This is a genomic window from Streptomyces cyanogenus (assembly GCF_017526105.1).
GTDB lineage: Bacteria > Actinomycetota > Actinomycetes > Streptomycetales > Streptomycetaceae > Streptomyces > Streptomyces cyanogenus.
The window spans coordinates 4,975,001-4,989,784 of sequence record NZ_CP071839.1 but is presented as its reverse complement, the minus strand read 5'-3'; the positions used below and the strand labels follow the sequence as shown (position 1 = coordinate 4,989,784).

The 14,784-nt window shown below is 68.4% G+C and carries 13 protein-coding genes and 2 rRNA genes (1 of these 15 running past the window's edge); 3 read left to right on the top strand and 12 right to left on the bottom strand.

Annotation, left to right across the window (positions count from 1 at the left end; all coding sequences use genetic code 11):
• Nucleotides 1–114: 114 nt before the first annotated feature.
• Nucleotides 115–387, bottom strand: coding sequence for a glutaredoxin family protein (locus S1361_RS22425; protein WP_208033588.1), 273 nt, complete (start codon nt 385–387; stop codon nt 115–117).
• Nucleotides 388–513: 126 nt separating this feature from the next.
• On the opposite strand from S1361_RS22425, the gene S1361_RS22420 reads away from it, so the two are divergent.
• The 3 genes from S1361_RS22420 (at nt 514) to S1361_RS22410 (ending at nt 3,994) form a co-directional block, all read left to right on the top strand.
• On the top strand, nt 514–1,434 hold the full coding sequence (locus S1361_RS22420) for an HAD family hydrolase (RefSeq protein ID WP_208033587.1): 921 nt from the start codon (nt 514–516) through the stop codon (nt 1,432–1,434).
• Between the two features lie 315 nt (nt 1,435–1,749).
• Entirely contained in the window at nt 1,750–2,529 is a 780-nt protein-coding gene (locus tag S1361_RS22415; RefSeq protein ID WP_208033586.1) for an ECF subfamily RNA polymerase sigma factor, BldN family, read from the top strand.
• A 229-nt stretch (nt 2,530–2,758) separates the two neighbouring features.
• The gene (locus S1361_RS22410; protein WP_208033585.1) at nt 2,759–3,994 is read left to right on the top strand and encodes a DUF5667 domain-containing protein; all 1,236 of its coding nucleotides are present in this window, start codon (nt 2,759–2,761) and stop codon (nt 3,992–3,994) included.
• 73 nt (nt 3,995–4,067) lie between these two features.
• Here S1361_RS22410 and S1361_RS22405 read toward each other — a convergent pair whose 3' ends face one another.
• From S1361_RS22405 to S1361_RS22355, 11 genes are all read right to left on the bottom strand, one after another.
• Complete coding sequence (locus tag S1361_RS22405; RefSeq protein ID WP_208033584.1) at nt 4,068–5,132, bottom strand: lysophospholipid acyltransferase family protein; 1,065 nt, start codon at nt 5,130–5,132, stop codon at nt 4,068–4,070.
• 14 nt (nt 5,133–5,146) lie between these two features.
• The gene (locus S1361_RS22400) at nt 5,147–6,208 is read right to left on the bottom strand and encodes an NAD-dependent epimerase/dehydratase family protein (protein WP_208033583.1); all 1,062 of its coding nucleotides are present in this window, start codon (nt 6,206–6,208) and stop codon (nt 5,147–5,149) included.
• A 207-nt stretch (nt 6,209–6,415) separates the two neighbouring features.
• A complete protein-coding gene (locus tag S1361_RS22395) occupies nt 6,416–6,514 on the bottom strand; it encodes a 30S ribosomal protein bS22 (protein ID WP_003948845.1) in 99 nt (32 codons plus the stop codon).
• A gap of 135 nt (nt 6,515–6,649) precedes the next feature.
• Entirely contained in the window at nt 6,650–6,862 is a 213-nt protein-coding gene (locus S1361_RS22390; RefSeq protein ID WP_121791081.1) for a helix-turn-helix domain-containing protein, read from the bottom strand.
• Between the two features lie 129 nt (nt 6,863–6,991).
• Nucleotides 6,992–7,807 (bottom strand): phosphatase, encoded by an 816-nt coding sequence (locus S1361_RS22385; RefSeq protein ID WP_243769263.1) that lies wholly within the window; start codon nt 7,805–7,807, stop codon nt 6,992–6,994.
• Between the two features lie 238 nt (nt 7,808–8,045).
• Nucleotides 8,046–9,218, bottom strand: coding sequence for an acetoin utilization protein AcuC (locus S1361_RS22380; RefSeq protein ID WP_208033582.1), 1,173 nt, complete (start codon nt 9,216–9,218; stop codon nt 8,046–8,048).
• Nucleotides 9,169–10,386, bottom strand: a complete 1,218-nt coding sequence (locus tag S1361_RS22375; protein ID WP_208033581.1) for an MFS transporter — start codon at nt 10,384–10,386, stop codon at nt 9,169–9,171. The genes S1361_RS22380 and S1361_RS22375 overlap by 50 nt, the downstream gene beginning before the upstream one ends.
• A gap of 86 nt (nt 10,387–10,472) precedes the next feature.
• Nucleotides 10,473–11,186: a VC0807 family protein gene (locus S1361_RS22370; protein WP_208033580.1), complete on the bottom strand. Its 714-nt coding sequence runs from the start codon at nt 11,184–11,186 to the stop codon at nt 10,473–10,475.
• Nucleotides 11,187–11,280: 94 nt separating this feature from the next.
• Complete coding sequence (locus S1361_RS22365; protein WP_208033579.1) at nt 11,281–11,925, bottom strand: HAD family hydrolase; 645 nt, start codon at nt 11,923–11,925, stop codon at nt 11,281–11,283.
• Between the two features lie 61 nt (nt 11,926–11,986).
• A 5S ribosomal RNA gene (rrf, locus tag S1361_RS22360) occupies nt 11,987–12,103 on the bottom strand.
• Nucleotides 12,104–12,173: 70 nt separating this feature from the next.
• Nucleotides 12,174–14,784 (bottom strand): 23S ribosomal RNA (locus tag S1361_RS22355) (it continues 510 nt past the right edge of the window).

Below are 14,784 nucleotides of genomic sequence, written 5' to 3'. Positions count from 1 at the left end.
CATACGCACCGCCGTTCCTTCGTTACTGGGGGCAAAACCGCACACACTCCTCACGAATCCCGCCCCCGAGACCAAACCGCCGTCGATCCTAAGCGACTTTCCGGCCAGTTTGGACTACTCGGTCAGTGCCCGCCGCAGCCGCTCCTCGTTCACGCGCCAGAAGGTGTGCTGCTCGCCGTCGATCAGCACGACCGGGATCTGCTCCCAGTAGCGGTCGTACAGCTCCCGGTCCTCGGTGATGTCCTTCGGCTCCCACGGCACACCGAGGTCACCGCACACCTTCTCGACCACCACCTGCGCGTCGTCGCACAGATGACAGCCGGGCTTGCGGACGAGCGTGACGAGCCGCGCGCGCGGCTCGGACCTGCGTCGGAAGAGGGGACTCATGCCGGCCATTCTCGCGCGCTCCGCGCCCGTTCCGGATCGCTCCTTTAACGACCCGGTCGTGCAGAGTTCACACCGCGCCAACCTCACGACGCCGGAACCACCGAACAGACTGGCTATGCTCACGTCATGGCCGCTCTCGGATGGCTCACTCCCCGTAGGCGCTCCGCCACGGCGCGGAGCGTGTTGGCAGGCGAGGCCTCGGCGGAGGCCGCACGCAAGTCCTCGCAGGAGGCGCCGCGCGCCACGCCGGAGGAACCGCAGTTCCCGGTGATCGGCGACGACAGGGCCGCCGCCTTCTTCGACCTCGACAACACGGTCATGCAGGGCGCCGCGCTGTTCCACTTCGGCCGGGGACTGTACAAGCGGAAGTTCTTCGAGACCCGCGACCTCGCCAGGTTCGCCTGGCAGCAGGCGTGGTTCCGGCTGGCCGGTGTCGAGGACCCCGAGCACATGCAGGACGCCCGCGACTCGGCGCTGTCGATCGTCAAGGGCCACCGGGTCGCCGAGCTGGAGTCGATCGGCGAGGAGATCTACGACGAGTACATGGCCGACCGCATCTGGCCCGGCACCCGCGCCCTCGCCCAGGCCCACCTGGACGCCGGGCAGAAGGTGTGGCTGGTCACCGCGGCCCCGGTCGAGATCGCCCAGGTGATCGCCCGCCGCCTCGGCCTGACCGGCGCGCTCGGCACGGTCGCCGAGTCCGTCGACGGCGTCTACACCGGCCGGCTGGTCGGCGAGCCGCTGCACGGGCCGGCCAAGGCGGAGGCGGTGCGCGCCCTGGCCGCCGGGGAGGGCCTGGACCTCTCTCGCTGCGCGGCCTACAGCGACAGCCACAACGACATCCCCATGCTGTCCCTGGTCGGCCACCCCTACGCCATCAACCCGGACGCCAAGCTGCGCAGGCACGCCCGCGAGAAGGACTGGCGCCTGCGCGACTACCGCACCGGCCGCAAGGCCGCGAAGGTCGGCATTCCGGCCGCGGCGGGCGTGGGCGCGGTCGCCGGCGGGACCGCGGCGGCCATCGCCCTGAGCCGGCGCCGCCGGTAGCCGCACGGCCGCATCCCGCCACACCGCTCCGTCCGATCCCCGTCCCGCGCGCCCGAATTATGCCGCGGCCATTTCAACACGGCCCGTTACTCACCGAAACCGGCATCGTTCCGGTCAACAACCGATCAGTTTGCGAAACTTGACTCGGCATCAAACGGCTACAGATGCGACGCAATCGGTGATTTGAGCAACTCGGTGTAGCAGCACCTGTACGAAGCGTTATTCTCCTCAGACGCAAACCGGTACCCCTCCGTCGCTACGACGGGTGAAAGGTCCCGTACTGCACGTGATGGAAGCTCTGCCTCTGGGAGTCCCGTGTACCCACACGTCGGGGTTGACGCCTCGGGCCTGGCTACGCTGCGCGCATGGATCGCGGCGGTCAAAGAGACGCTGCGCGGCTTCGTCCCCACCGCGTACGCCGTCCCGGCCTTCGCCGGCGCCGCGCCCGCAGGCCCGTGCTACGCACTGGCCGAGGGCAGCGCCGCCGTCGGCAGACGAGGGCGTGCCACCGGCGCGGCCACCGCCCGCCGTCCGGCCGCCGACAGCGACAGCGCCCGGATGATGGACCTCGTCGAACGCGCCCAGGCGGGGGAGGCCGAGGCCTTCGGGCGGCTCTACGACCAGTACAGCGACACCGTCTACCGCTACATCTACTACCGCGTGGGCGGCCGGGCCACCGCCGAGGACCTCACCAGCGAGACCTTTCTGCGGGCTCTCAGGAGGATCGGCACCTTCACCTGGCAGGGCCGCGACTTCGGGGCGTGGCTGGTGACGATCGCCCGGAACCTGGTCGCCGACCACTTCAAGTCCAGCCGCTTCCGGCTGGAGGTCACCACCGGCGAGATGCTCGACGCCAACGAGGTCGAACGCTCCCCGGAGGACTCCGTCCTGGAGTCCCTGTCGAACGCCGCCCTGCTGGAGGCCGTACGGCGACTCAACCCGCAGCAGCAGGAGTGCGTGACGCTCCGCTTCCTCCAGGGCCTCTCGGTCGCCGAGACCGCCCGGGTCATGGGCAAGAACGAGGGCGCCATCAAGACGCTCCAGTACCGGGCCGTACGCACCCTCGCCCGGCTGCTGCCGGACGACGCCCGCTGACCACCCACCGGGCGGCACCCGACTCACCGGCGGTGAGCCCGCGCTGCCTTTCCGATCCGTTCATCCGCCGTCCGTAACCCAAGTGCCGCGCCAGTCGTTGTGCGGGATACAGGCTCCCTGTGGTCACGTCCTGGCCAACCGATCGCTCGATCGTGTGAAGTGGTCGTGGGCGTGCAACCCTCAGGACCCCCTGGGGAGTCGACCGTCATGACGAGAGGAGGTGCCGCCAGTGATCGCGAACGTATCGGCGCACCGGCGGGCGAACGCCTTCGCCCAGGCCCTGGAGGAGCAGTCCGACCGGGACACGGCGGCCGAGCAGTCCGCAGCACCGGCGGAATCGCCGCCGACCGCCGAGGAACACACCGAACGGGGCGCGCTGCTGGCCCTGGCGGCGGGTCTCGGCGCACTGCCCAAGCCGCAGCTCGACCCGGAGGTGAAGGTCGTCCAGCGGGCCCAACTGGTGGCCGCGATGGAGGCCATGCTCCAGGAGGGAACCGGGGCGGCGGACGCGTCGGTACCGGGACAGCGGTCCCACCGGGCCAGGGGCGCGCACCGGGCGAGCCCGCTGGGCAAACTCCGCCCGCGCACCAGACTGACCAAGGGCCTCGCGGCCGGCGGGCTGAGCGTGGGCGTGGCCGCCGGGGCCTTCGGCGGGGTCGCCGCCGCCAGCTCCGACGCCCTGCCCGGCGACTCGCTGTACGGCCTGAAACGCGGCATCGAGGACTTCAAGCTCAACTACCTGACCGACGGCGACGACCAGCGCGGCCAGACCTACCTCGACCAGGCCTCCACCCGGCTGAGCGAGGCCCGCCGGCTGCTCGAGCGCGGCCGGGGCGGCCACCTGGACCACGAGTCCATCGGCGAGATCCGCCGCACCCTGTCCGGGATGCAGCACGACGTCACCGAGGGCCACCGGCTGCTCCACGCGGCCTACGCGGCCGATCCGGACTCCCTCGGTCCCATCCAGGCGCTGTCCACGTTCTCCAGATCCCACCGCGAGGCCTGGAGCGCGCTCAGCAGCAAGCTGCCGGTGCAGCTGGGCGACGTGAAACAGCAGGTGTCCTCGGTCTTCGACGCCATAGACGAAGAGGTCGCCCCGCTGCAGTCCAGACTGCCGCAACCACCGGCCCGGCCGGGCGACAGCAGGCACCCGGGCGGCTCCGGACCGGCGTCCACCGGCTCCTCCGGCGGCCACCGGTCCACCGAGCCCAGCTCCTCCGGCAACACCCCGTCCGCCGGCAAGCACAGCGGTACGGGCACGCCGAGCGGGCCGGCCACCGGCAGCAGCGGCGACGGCCTCATCGGCGGCGACACGGGCGGCCTGCTCGACCCGCCGAAGACCGGGTCCGAGGGCAGCTCCCCGTCCGCCGGCAAGTCCCCCACGGGCCAGCCGGACGTCACCATCCCGCCGCTCATCCCGGACCTGCTCCCAGGCCTGGGCGTCGACGGACAGGACGCGGACTAGCGCGGTACGGCCACGGCACCGGGGGCGCCCCTTTCCGAGCAGGGGCGCCCCCGGTGCCGTACGTACGCGGATGTCAGAAGAACACCGACCGGCGCTGCACCAGCAGCTTGTACAGCGTGTGCTGGATCTGCTCCCGCACCTGGTCGGTCAGGTTGAACATCAGCATCGGATCCTCCGCCGCCTCCGGCGGATAGCCCTCCGTCGGGATCGGCTCGCCGAACTGGATCGTCCACTTCGTCGGCAGCGGGATCGCGCCCAGCGGGCCCAGCCACGGGAAGGTCGGCGTCAGCGGGAAGTACGGGAAGCCCAGCAGCCGGGCCAGCGTCTTGGCGTTGCCGATCATCGGGTAGATCTCCTCGGCCCCGACGATCGAGCAGGGAATGATCGGCGCGCCCTGCCGCAGGGCCGTGGACACGAAGCCGCCCCGGCCGAACCGCTGGAGCTTGTACCGCTCGCCGAACGGCTTCCCGATGCCCTTGAAGCCCTCCGGCATCACCCCGACCAGCTCGCCCTGGCCCAGCAGCCCTTCCGCGTCCTCCGCGCAGGCCAGCGTGTGCCCCAGCTTGCGGGCCAGCTCGTTCACGACCGGCAGCACGAAGACCAGGTCGGCCGCCAGCAACCGCAGGTGCCGGCCGGCCGGATGGTGGTCGTGCACCGCCACCTGCATCATCAGGCCGTCCAGCGGCACCGTCCCGGAGTGGTTGGCGACGATCAGCGCCCCGCCCTCGGCCGGGATGTTCTCGACGCCCTTCACCTCGACCCGGAAGTACTTCTCGTACACCGGCCGCAGCAAAGACATCAGGACCTGGTCGGTCAGCTCCTCGTCGTACCCGAAGTCGTCGACCTCGTAGTCCCCGGTGAGCCGGCGCCGCAGGAAGGCCAGCCCGGCCGCCACCCGCCGCTCCAGGCCACCGTCCCGGCCGCCGTCCTGCGACGGCCCCGACGGCTCCTCCTCGCGGCTCACAGGGCCATCATCCTGCCCCCGCTCCCGGCCCGGCAGGGGCTGCACGGCCCCCATCTCGCCCGGCTCCCCGAGCGCGCCGCGCCGGCTCCCCGCGCTCCGGCGCCGCGCCGGGCGCTGTGCGGCGCTCCCGCGGGACCGGTCGTCGTCGAACGGAATGACCTTGGCGTCCGCCATCGTTGCCGCTCTCCTCAGTTGGCGCCGTGCGTCTGGGGGTGGCCGCCTGCCTTCGCGGTCAGCGCGGCGAGCCGGTCCACGGCCCCCGCGAGGGTCTGCGGCGGCAGCAGCCCGGGGGCCTGGCCGCGCGCGAAGTCCGCGAAGGCCTCGGCCGTCGTGTAGCGGGGGGTGAAGCCCAGCGTCTCGCGCATCTGGACGGTGTCCACCACCCGCCCGTGGGTGAGCAGCCGGATCTGCTCCGGTGAGAAGTCCGTCATACCGAGCGTACGGACCAGGGAGCCGGTCCAGGTGACCGCGGGCAGCAGCAGCGGCACGGTGGGCCGCCCGAGCCGCCGGGAGCACTGCGAGAGCAGCAGCACGCCGTCCCCGGCGATGTTGAAGGTGCCGCTGTTGAGGGTGCCCCGGCGCGGCTCGTGGGAGGCGATCCGCAGCACCTCGATCACGTCGTCCTCGTGCACGAACTGCAGCCGCGGGTCGTAGCCGAACACGGTCGGCAGCACGGGCAGCGCGAAGTACGAGGCGAGCGGGGTGTCCGCGGCCGGTCCGAGGATGTTGGCGAACCGCAGCACGCACACGGCGACGTCCGGCCGCCGCCGCGCGAATCCGCGCACGTACCCCTCCACCTCGACGGCGTCCTTCGCGAAGCCGCCGCTGGGCAGCGACTTGGGCGGGGTCGTCTCGGTGAACACGGCCGGATCACGCGGCGCCGAGCCGTAGACGTTCGTGCTGGACTTCACCACCAGCCGCCGCACGGTCGGCGACTTCTGGCAGGCGCCGAGCAGCTGCATGGTGCCGATGACGTTGGTCTCCTTGACCGTGGCCCGGCTGCCGCCGCCCAGCGCCGTGCCCGTCACGTCCATGTGGACGACCGTGTCGGCGCCCGTCTCGGCGAGCACCCGGGCGATCGTCGGCAGCCGGATGTCGGCCTGGATGAAGTCGGCCCCGCCCAAATGGTGCGCCGGGGGTACCGCGTCCACCGCGATGACACGGTCGACCTCCGGGTCCCGCTGGATCCGCCGTACGAACCGGCCGCCCAGCTGCCGGGCCACTCCGGTGACGAGCACGATCCTTCCCAAGATCAGCGCCTTCCTTCCGCGTAACCGGTATCCCGCGTTCCCATCTGCGGCCAACCTAGCCGGTCGATGTTGCGCTGTGATGACCCCGGGTGCGTGAGGTGACTGAATTTCCCCCATCGGAATATGCCGGGGCACCCCGGAACATGCCTGTGGCCCCCCACCGGTACCCGGTGGGGGGCCACAGCTGTCACGCTCTCGCGGCGCCGCTTACTTCTTGTTACGGCGCTGAACGCGCGTGCGCTTGAGCAGCTTGCGGTGCTTCTTCTTGGCCATCCGCTTGCGCCGCTTCTTGATAACAGAGCCCACGACTACCCTCGCTCACTTCTCATCACTCGGTTGTTTGGGCGCCATGGGCCCACACGACCTACGAGGGGCTAGCCTACCCAACCGAGCGCCGAGGTCGTAATCGAGGGCCACCCCCGGCTCACCCGGGGGCAGTCGTCAGGCCGTCTCCACCCCCACGTAGCTGTCGCGGAGGTACTCGTGTACCGCTTGCTCCGGGACGCGGAACGACCGTCCCACCCGGATCGCGGGCAGATGACCGCTGTGCACCAGGCGGTACACGGTCATCTTCGACACTCGCATCACCGAGGCGACTTCCGCCACGGTAAGGAACTGAACCTCGTTCAGAGGCCTCTCGCCAGCTGCAGCCATGACACACCTGAACCTTCCGCACTCGACGGCCACCGGCTTCCCCTTCCGGTGACTCTTCGTCGCTGCGTGCTCACTCCCCAGACTAGGGGCGGGTGATGCGAGTGGGGAAGAGGTGCACCCATCGGCGGCCTACTGTGACAGACATGCCCGATTGAGCACGTAGCGGGTCAGCGGCCAGTAGTGAGCAGACCGCACTGCGTCATCAACCGGAACGACGACGGACACCCGCCCCTCGGCCTCCCCCACGAACAGCGCGGGATCGTCGGTGTCGGCCAGCCCGATGGTCTCGAACCCCAGCTGACCTGCACCGCAGACCCAGCCGTGGTCACCGACGACGAGCTCGGGCAGCGGCCCGCCGGCCTCCGCCGCGGCGTCGAGCGCGACGCGAACCGGGAGCGGCGAGTGGCTGTGGACACCCGGCTCACAACCGGGGCGCTCGCTCGCCGGTTCCCGCACCAGGGCAACCCCTCGTACGTAGTCGAGGCGATGAGTGCGTAGACCGAACCGGGTCAATATGTCGACACAGCGACCCTGCGCTGGGGTGAGGACCTCACATCCCGCCGCCGACAACGCGTCCGCAAGTCCGGCGTAGAAACCCAGCAGCCGGTGGGGGTGCCCGGTGCCCAGCAGCACGGGCGCACCGCGCCGGGCCGCCTCCCGGATCCGCCCCGCGAAGGCGTCCAGCGCGGCGAGCGTCCGGTCCGGATCGATCGCGTCGGGCCCGGAGGTGTACAGCGGATCGGCCGAAACCCCGCACCTCTCCGCCATCAACCCGAGCAAGTCCCGGGCCTCCCAGGCGCCTTCGGGATCGATCCCGATCAGCACACGCGGGTCCCGCGCGGCGAACAGCCGATAACTCCGCAGGCTCGCCTCCCGCGACGTCGCCACGACCCCGGCCAGCCGAGCAGCCACCAGATGCGCACGGAGACGAGCGGCGGTCCACACGGATGCGATGGTGGCCGAGGAGGAGCGGGGCAGGGGCGGAAACGGGGGAATCCCGCACGGTTGGCCTAATGACACCCTCATGACGGCATGCCTGCCGGGCACCCACGGAACCACGGAAAGTCGTGCCCCGGGGCGGCCAGACAGGCACAGCCTCGACGGGCACGGCGGCGCCACTCCGAACCGGACGCCCCGCCGGCGCGGGCGAGCGGCCCGCCCCGGACGGCAGCGGCGGGCGGCGCTAGGCGAGCAGCCCCCGCAGCGGGAACACCGCTCGCCGTGTCGCCAGTACGGCCTGGTCCACGCGGTCGGCGGGATCGTAGCCGTCCTCCCACGCCCCGTACCCCACCGGCCACCGCCCGTCCGTCATCCGCTGCGGCCCCAACTGCCGGGTCCGCGCGAACACTTCCCGGCGCCACCCCTCCGGGATCACCGCCTCCGGCGCCACCGGCTTCCCCGCCGCGATCCCCACCAGATGCGTCCAGGACCGCGGTACGACGTCCACCACCGCGTAACCGCCGCCGCCCAGCGCGACCCACCGGCCGCCGGCGTACTCGTGCGCCAGCTCGTGGCACGCCACCTGCACCGCCCGCTGCGCGTCCAGCGAGACCGCCAGATGCGCGAGCGGGTCCTCGAAGTGCGTGTCGGCCCCGTGCTGGGAGACCAGGACCTGCGGCCGGAACTCCGCGAGCAGCTCCGGCACCACGGCGTGGAAGGCCCGTACCCACCCCGCGTCCCCGGTCCCGGCCGGCAGCGCCACGTTGACCGCGGCTCCCTCCCCCGCGCCCGCCCCGGTCTCCTGCGGCCACCCGGTCTGCGGGAACAGCGTCCGGGGATGTTCGTGCAGCGAGATCGTCAGCACCCGCGGGTCCTCCCAGAACGCGGCCTGCACCCCGTCCCCGTGATGCACGTCGACGTCCACGTAGGCGACCCGTTCGGCCCCCAGCTCCAGCAGCCGGGCGATCGCCAGCGAGGCGTCGTTGTAGACGCAGAACCCGGCCGCCCCGCCCGGCATCGCGTGGTGCAGCCCGCCCGCGAAGTTCACGGCGTGCTGGACGTCCCCCCGCCAGACCGCCTCGGCCGCGCCCACCGACTGGCCCGCGATCAGCGCGGACACCTCGTGCATACCGGCGAACGCGGGATCGTCGACCGTACCGAGCCCGTACGACACGTCCGCCGCCGCCGGATCCGCGGACGCGGCCTTCACGGCGTCGATGTAGTCCTGCCGGTGGACCAGCCGGAGCGTCGACTCGCCGGCCGGCTTCGCCGCGACGACCTGCAGTTCCCGGTCGAGCCCGAAGGCACCGACCAGCCGTCGGGTCAGCTCCAGCCGAACCGGATCCATCGGATGGCTCGGACCGAAGTCATAGCCCGTTACTCCCTCGTCCCACATCAGCTGTGCGCGGCCGCTCATGCCCGCCACCGTATCGGTCCGGTTGAGCGGCGAACGACCTGGCGTACCCCAGTGTCACCAGGACCAACACCATCGGCACGAGCACGGCCCCCCGGTAGCTCCAGGCGTCCCCGAGCGCCCCCACCAACGGCGAACCGATCAGGAAACCCACGTAGTTGAAGATGTTCAGCCGCGCGATCGCCGCATCGGAGGCATGCGGGAACAGCCGCCCGGCCGCCGCGAAGGTCTGCGGTACCAGCACGCACAATCCCAGCCCCAACAGGGTGAACCCGAGCATCCCCACCCACGCGCCGGGCGCCACGGCCACCACCGCGAACCCGCCGGCCGCGACCAGCGCCCCCAGCCGTACGACCGCCACCGCCCCGAACCGCCGTACCCCGAGGTCCCCGAGCGACCGCCCCACCAGCGTGGTCACCATGTACACGTTGTACGGCACGGTCGCCAGCTGCTCCGAGCTGCCCAGCACGTCCTTCAGGTACTTCGCGCTCCAGTTGGAGACGGTCGAGTCCCCGATGTAGGCGAAGGTCATCACCAGGCACAGCGGCAGCAGCAGCCTGAAGACGACCGTCCCGCGCTCCCCGCTGCGCTCCGCCGCCGGCGCGGGCTCCGCGTCGACGTACCACCGGCTCCCCACCAGCGTCGCCGGCAGCAGCACGGCCACCACCGGCAGGTACGACACCCACAGCGCCAGGTGCCAGTGCGCCCCGGCCCAGGCCAGCGAGGCCCCGAGGATCCCGCCCAGGCTGTAGGCGGCGTGGAAGCCGAGCATGATGCTGCGCCCGTACGACCGCTGGAGACTGACCCCGAGCATGTTCATGGACGCGTCCAGCGCCCCCACCGCCAGGCCGAACACGCCCAGCGCCACCGCGAGCGCGGCCACCTGCCCGTGGCCGCCCGCCCCGACGCCGAGCAGCGCCAGCAGCACCACCGGCTGGGACCAGCGCAGCAGCCGGCTGGGCCGGATCCGCTTCACCAGCTGCTCGGTGGTCACGCTGCCCACACCGGCGAGGACCGGCACGGCGGCCAGGAAGACCGGCAGCAGCGCGTCGGAGACGCCGTACCGGTCCTGGACGGCCGGGATGCGCGTCACGAGCAGGGCGAAGGCGACGCCCTGGGCGAAGAAGCCGAACGCGAGCGAGGCCCTGCCGCGCCGCAGCACATCAGTCATGGCGGCGAGAGTAGGGCCCCGGGCTACCTGTGGGTAGATCCAGCCAAAGATGAATTTCCCTCAGCTTCGGCGCGCCTGATCGGTGCTCAGGCGGCGAGGGCCGGCGCGGGCTGCTCCGTCCGGCAGGCCTCCACCTCGGCCGCGAGCATCCGCTCCATCGGCCCGACGGCCAGCCCCCCGCTGACCACGACACCGATCGCCATCGCAGCGACCAGGATGACGGAGCCCAGCCACACCATGGTGTCCACAGGAATGGTGTACGCGCCCACGGCCCGCACCACGCACTCGGCGAGCAGGGCCAGACCCCACACCAGGGAGAACGCCCGCTCCCTGGAGCGGAAGGCCGCCGACCCGGCCGCCGACCCGGACATCAGCCGCTGCCAGGCCGCTTCCTTGGCCGCGTCTCCCTTCACCAGGAAGGGCTTCATGCCGGCGGTCATCATCGGCTTGCCGAACCGGACGGAGAACAGGATCGCGATGGCCACCGTGCTGCTGACGCCGCTGTCCTTGGCCAGCATCAGCCGCGGGTCGCCCGACACGAAGCTCAGCAGCAGCGAGACGACGTTCACGACGAGGATGAGACCCGCCAGCGCGTTGGTCGTGCGCTCCTTGACGAGGCCCCACACCGTCCGCACCGCGGGTACCACGCTGCTCCAGGCGAGCGCCGCGAAGGTGCTCATGCCGAAGGCGTCCTTGAACAGGTAGTAGGAGCCGAGTGGCACCGCCACATCGATGAGCAGCGGCTTGAAGTTGTCCAGCGCGCCCGGCTGCCGGTCCTGGTTCCCCGTGTTCTTCGTCATGCCCCCAAGCTTCGCGCCCGGGCGGGGTCCCGCAGTAGAAACGATCGTCCGGTGCTCCGCATGACAAATGTCAGCACGGACCCGCCGACCGGGGTCATACCAGCAGGTCAGCCAACTCATCCATGGCCGGGAAGAGTTGGCCGGCGGCAGCGAGCTTCGCCGCCGGTGTCATGGCGGTGAACCCGTACACGTCCATCCCGGCCGCCACGGCCGCCTGGACGCCCAGCGGGGAGTCCTCCACGACCACGCACCGCTCGGGGGCCACCCCCATCCGCTCGGCCGCGTACAGGAACAGATCCGGCGCCGGCTTGCCCCGCCCCACGTCCTCCGAGCTGAAGATCCGTTCCTCGGCGAACCACCGGTCGAGGCCGGTCACCCGATGCCCGGCCCGGATGCGCGCATGACTCCCCGAGGAGGCCACGCAGTACGGCACTCCGTCCGCGGCCAGCTTCGCCAGTACGCCGGGCACGCCGGGCACGGGCTGCAACTCCCGCTCGAACGCGGCGAACACCCGCCGGTGGAAGACCTCGTCGAACTCCACCGGCAGCCGCTGTCCCGTCCGCTCCAGAATCAGCTCATGGATCCGGTGCATCGCCGACCCCATGTAGTCGCGGATGGAGTCCTCGTAGGAGGTGGGATGCCCCAACTCGGTCAGATAGGCGGCCAGGAGCCGGTTGGATATGGGCTCGCTGTCCACGAGGACACCGTCGTTGTCGAAGATGACGAGGTCATAGCGCATGGGGTCACCCTAAACGCAGAAAACCCCCGCATCTTGCGATGCGGGGGTTTTCTCAAAAATTGTTCGGCGGCGTCCTACTCTCCCACAGGGTCCCCCCTGCAGTACCATCGGCGCTGTGAGGCTTAGCTTCCGGGTTCGGTATGTAACCGGGCGTTTCCCTCACGCTATGACCACCGAAACACTATGAAACAATCAACAACCGTTGGCTGTTCGTGGTTTCAGAACCAACACAGTGGACGCGAGCAACTGAGGACAAGCCCTCGGCCTATTAGTACCGGTCACCTCCACACGTTACCGTGCTTCCAGATCCGGCCTATCAACCCAGTCGTCTACTGGGAGCCTTACCCCATCAAGTGGGTGGGAGTCCTCATCTCGAAGCAGGCTTCCCGCTTAGATGCTTTCAGCGGTTATCCCTCCCGAACGTAGCCAACCAGCCATGCCCTTGGCAGAACAACTGGCACACCAGAGGTTCGTCCGTCCCGGTCCTCTCGTACTAGGGACAGCCCTTCTCAAGACTCCTACGCGCACAGCGGATAGGGACCGAACTGTCTCACGACGTTCTAAACCCAGCTCGCGTACCGCTTTAATGGGCGAACAGCCCAACCCTTGGGACCGACTCCAGCCCCAGGATGCGACGAGCCGACATCGAGGTGCCAAACCATCCCGTCGATATGGACTCTTGGGGAAGATCAGCCTGTTATCCCCGGGGTACCTTTTATCCGTTGAGCGACGGCGCTTCCACAAGCCACCGCCGGATCACTAGTCCCGACTTTCGTCCCTGCTCGACCCGTCGGTCTCACAGTCAAGCTCCCTTGTGCACTTACACTCAACACCTGATTGCCAACCAGGCTGAGGGAACCTTTGGGCGCCTCCGTTACCCTTTAGGAGGCAACCGCCCCAGTTAAACTACCCATCAGACACTGTCCCTGATCCGGATCACGGACCCAGGTTAGACATCCAGCACGACCAGACTGGTATTTCAACGACGACTCCACAAACACTGGCGTGCCTGCTTCACAGTCTCCCAGCTATCCTACACAAGCCGAACCGAACACCAATATCAAACTGTAGTAAAGGTCCCGGGGTCTTTCCGTCCTGCTGCGCGAAACGAGCATCTTTACTCGTAGTGCAATTTCACCGGGCCTATGGTTGAGACAGTCGAGAAGTCGTTACGCCATTCGTGCAGGTCGGAACTTACCCGACAAGGAATTTCGCTACCTTAGGATGGTTATAGTTACCACCGCCGTTTACTGGCGCTTAAGTTCTCAGCTTCGCCCACCCGAAAGTGAGCTAACCGGTCCCCTTAACGTTCCAGCACCGGGCAGGCGTCAGTCCGTATACATCGCCTTACGGCTTCGCACGGACCTGTGTTTTTAGTAAACAGTCGCTTCTCGCTGGTCTCTGCGGCCACCCCCAGCTCACGGAGTAAATCCGATCACCAGGCGTGGCCCCCCTTCTCCCGAAGTTACGGGGGCATTTTGCCGAGTTCCTTAACCATAGTTCACCCGAACGCCTCGGTATTCTCTACCTGACCACCTGAGTCGGTTTAGGGTACGGGCCGCCATGAAACTCGCTAGAGGCTTTTCTCGACAGCATAGGATCATCCACTTCACCACAATCGGCTCGGCATCAGGTCTCAGACTATTGCCAGGCGGATTTACCTACCTGACGTCCTACACCCTTACCCCGGGACAACCACCGCCCGGGATGGACTACCTTCCTGCGTCACCCCATCACTCACCTACTAACCGCTTGGTTCGGCGGCTCCACCACTTTCCTTTCCCCGAAGGGTCCGGAACGGCTTCACGGCCTTAGCATCACGATGCTCGATGTTTGACGCTTCACAGCGGGTACCGGAATATCAACCGGTTATCCATCGACTACGCCTGTCGGCCTCGCCTTAGGTCCCGACTTACCCTGGGCAGATCAGCTTGACCCAGGAACCCTTAGTCAATCGGCGCAAACGTTTCTCACGTTTGTATCGCTACTCATGCCTGCATTCTCACTCGTCAACCGTCCACGACTACCTTCCAGTGCCGCTTCACCCGGCAGACGACGCTCCCCTACCCATCACAACACCCGTTGGGGCTTATGCTGCAATGACACGACTTCGGCGGTACGCTTGAGCCCCGCTACATTGTCGGCGCGGAATCACTAGACCAGTGAGCTATTACGCACTCTTTCAAGGGTGGCTGCTTCTAAGCCAACCTCCTGGTTGTCTGTGCGACTCCACATCCTTTCCCACTTAGCGTACGCTTAGGGGCCTTAGTCGATGCTCTGGGCTGTTTCCCTCTCGACCATGGAGCTTATCCCCCACAGTCTCACTGCCGCGCTCTCACTTACCGGCATTCGGAGTTTGGCTAAGGTCAGTAACCCGGTAGGGCCCATCGCCTATCCAGTGCTCTACCTCCGGCAAGAAACACACGACGCTGCACCTAAATGCATTTCGGGGAGAACCAGCTATCACGGAGTTTGATTGGCCTTTCACCCCTAACCACAGGTCATCCCCCAGGTTTTCAACCCTGGTGGGTTCGGTCCTCCACGAAGTCTTACCTCCGCTTCAACCTGCCCATGGCTAGATCACTCCGCTTCGGGTCTTGAGCGTGCTACTAAAATCGCCCTATTCGGACTCGCTTTCGCTACGGCTTCCCCACCCGGGTTAACCTCGCAACACACCGCAAACTCGCAGGCTCATTCTTCAAAAGGCACGCAGTCACGAGACACCAGCAAGCTGATGTCCGACGCTCCCACGGCTTGTAGGCACACGGTTTCAGGTACTATTTCACTCCGCTCCCGCGGTACTTTTCACCATTCCCTCACGGTACTATCCGCTATCGGTCACCAGGGAATATTTAGGCT

Coding starts and splice junctions, on each gene's coding strand:
- S1361_RS22425 (WP_208033588.1), bottom strand. CDS start 387: ATGAGTCCCCTCTTCCGACGCAGGTCCGAGCCGCGCGCGCGGCTCGTC.
- S1361_RS22420 (WP_208033587.1), top strand. CDS start 514: ATGGCCGCTCTCGGATGGCTCACTCCCCGTAGGCGCTCCGCCACGGCG.
- S1361_RS22405 (WP_208033584.1), bottom strand. CDS start 5,132: ATGGCGGACGCCAAGGTCATTCCGTTCGACGACGACCGGTCCCGCGGG.
- S1361_RS22390 (WP_121791081.1), bottom strand. CDS start 6,862: ATGGCTGCAGCTGGCGAGAGGCCTCTGAACGAGGTTCAGTTCCTTACC.
- S1361_RS22380 (WP_208033582.1), bottom strand. CDS start 9,218: ATGAGCGGCCGCGCACAGCTGATGTGGGACGAGGGAGTAACGGGCTAT.
- S1361_RS22375 (WP_208033581.1), bottom strand. CDS start 10,386: ATGACTGATGTGCTGCGGCGCGGCAGGGCCTCGCTCGCGTTCGGCTTC.
- S1361_RS22370 (WP_208033580.1), bottom strand. CDS start 11,186: ATGACGAAGAACACGGGGAACCAGGACCGGCAGCCGGGCGCGCTGGAC.
- S1361_RS22365 (WP_208033579.1), bottom strand. CDS start 11,925: ATGCGCTATGACCTCGTCATCTTCGACAACGACGGTGTCCTCGTGGAC.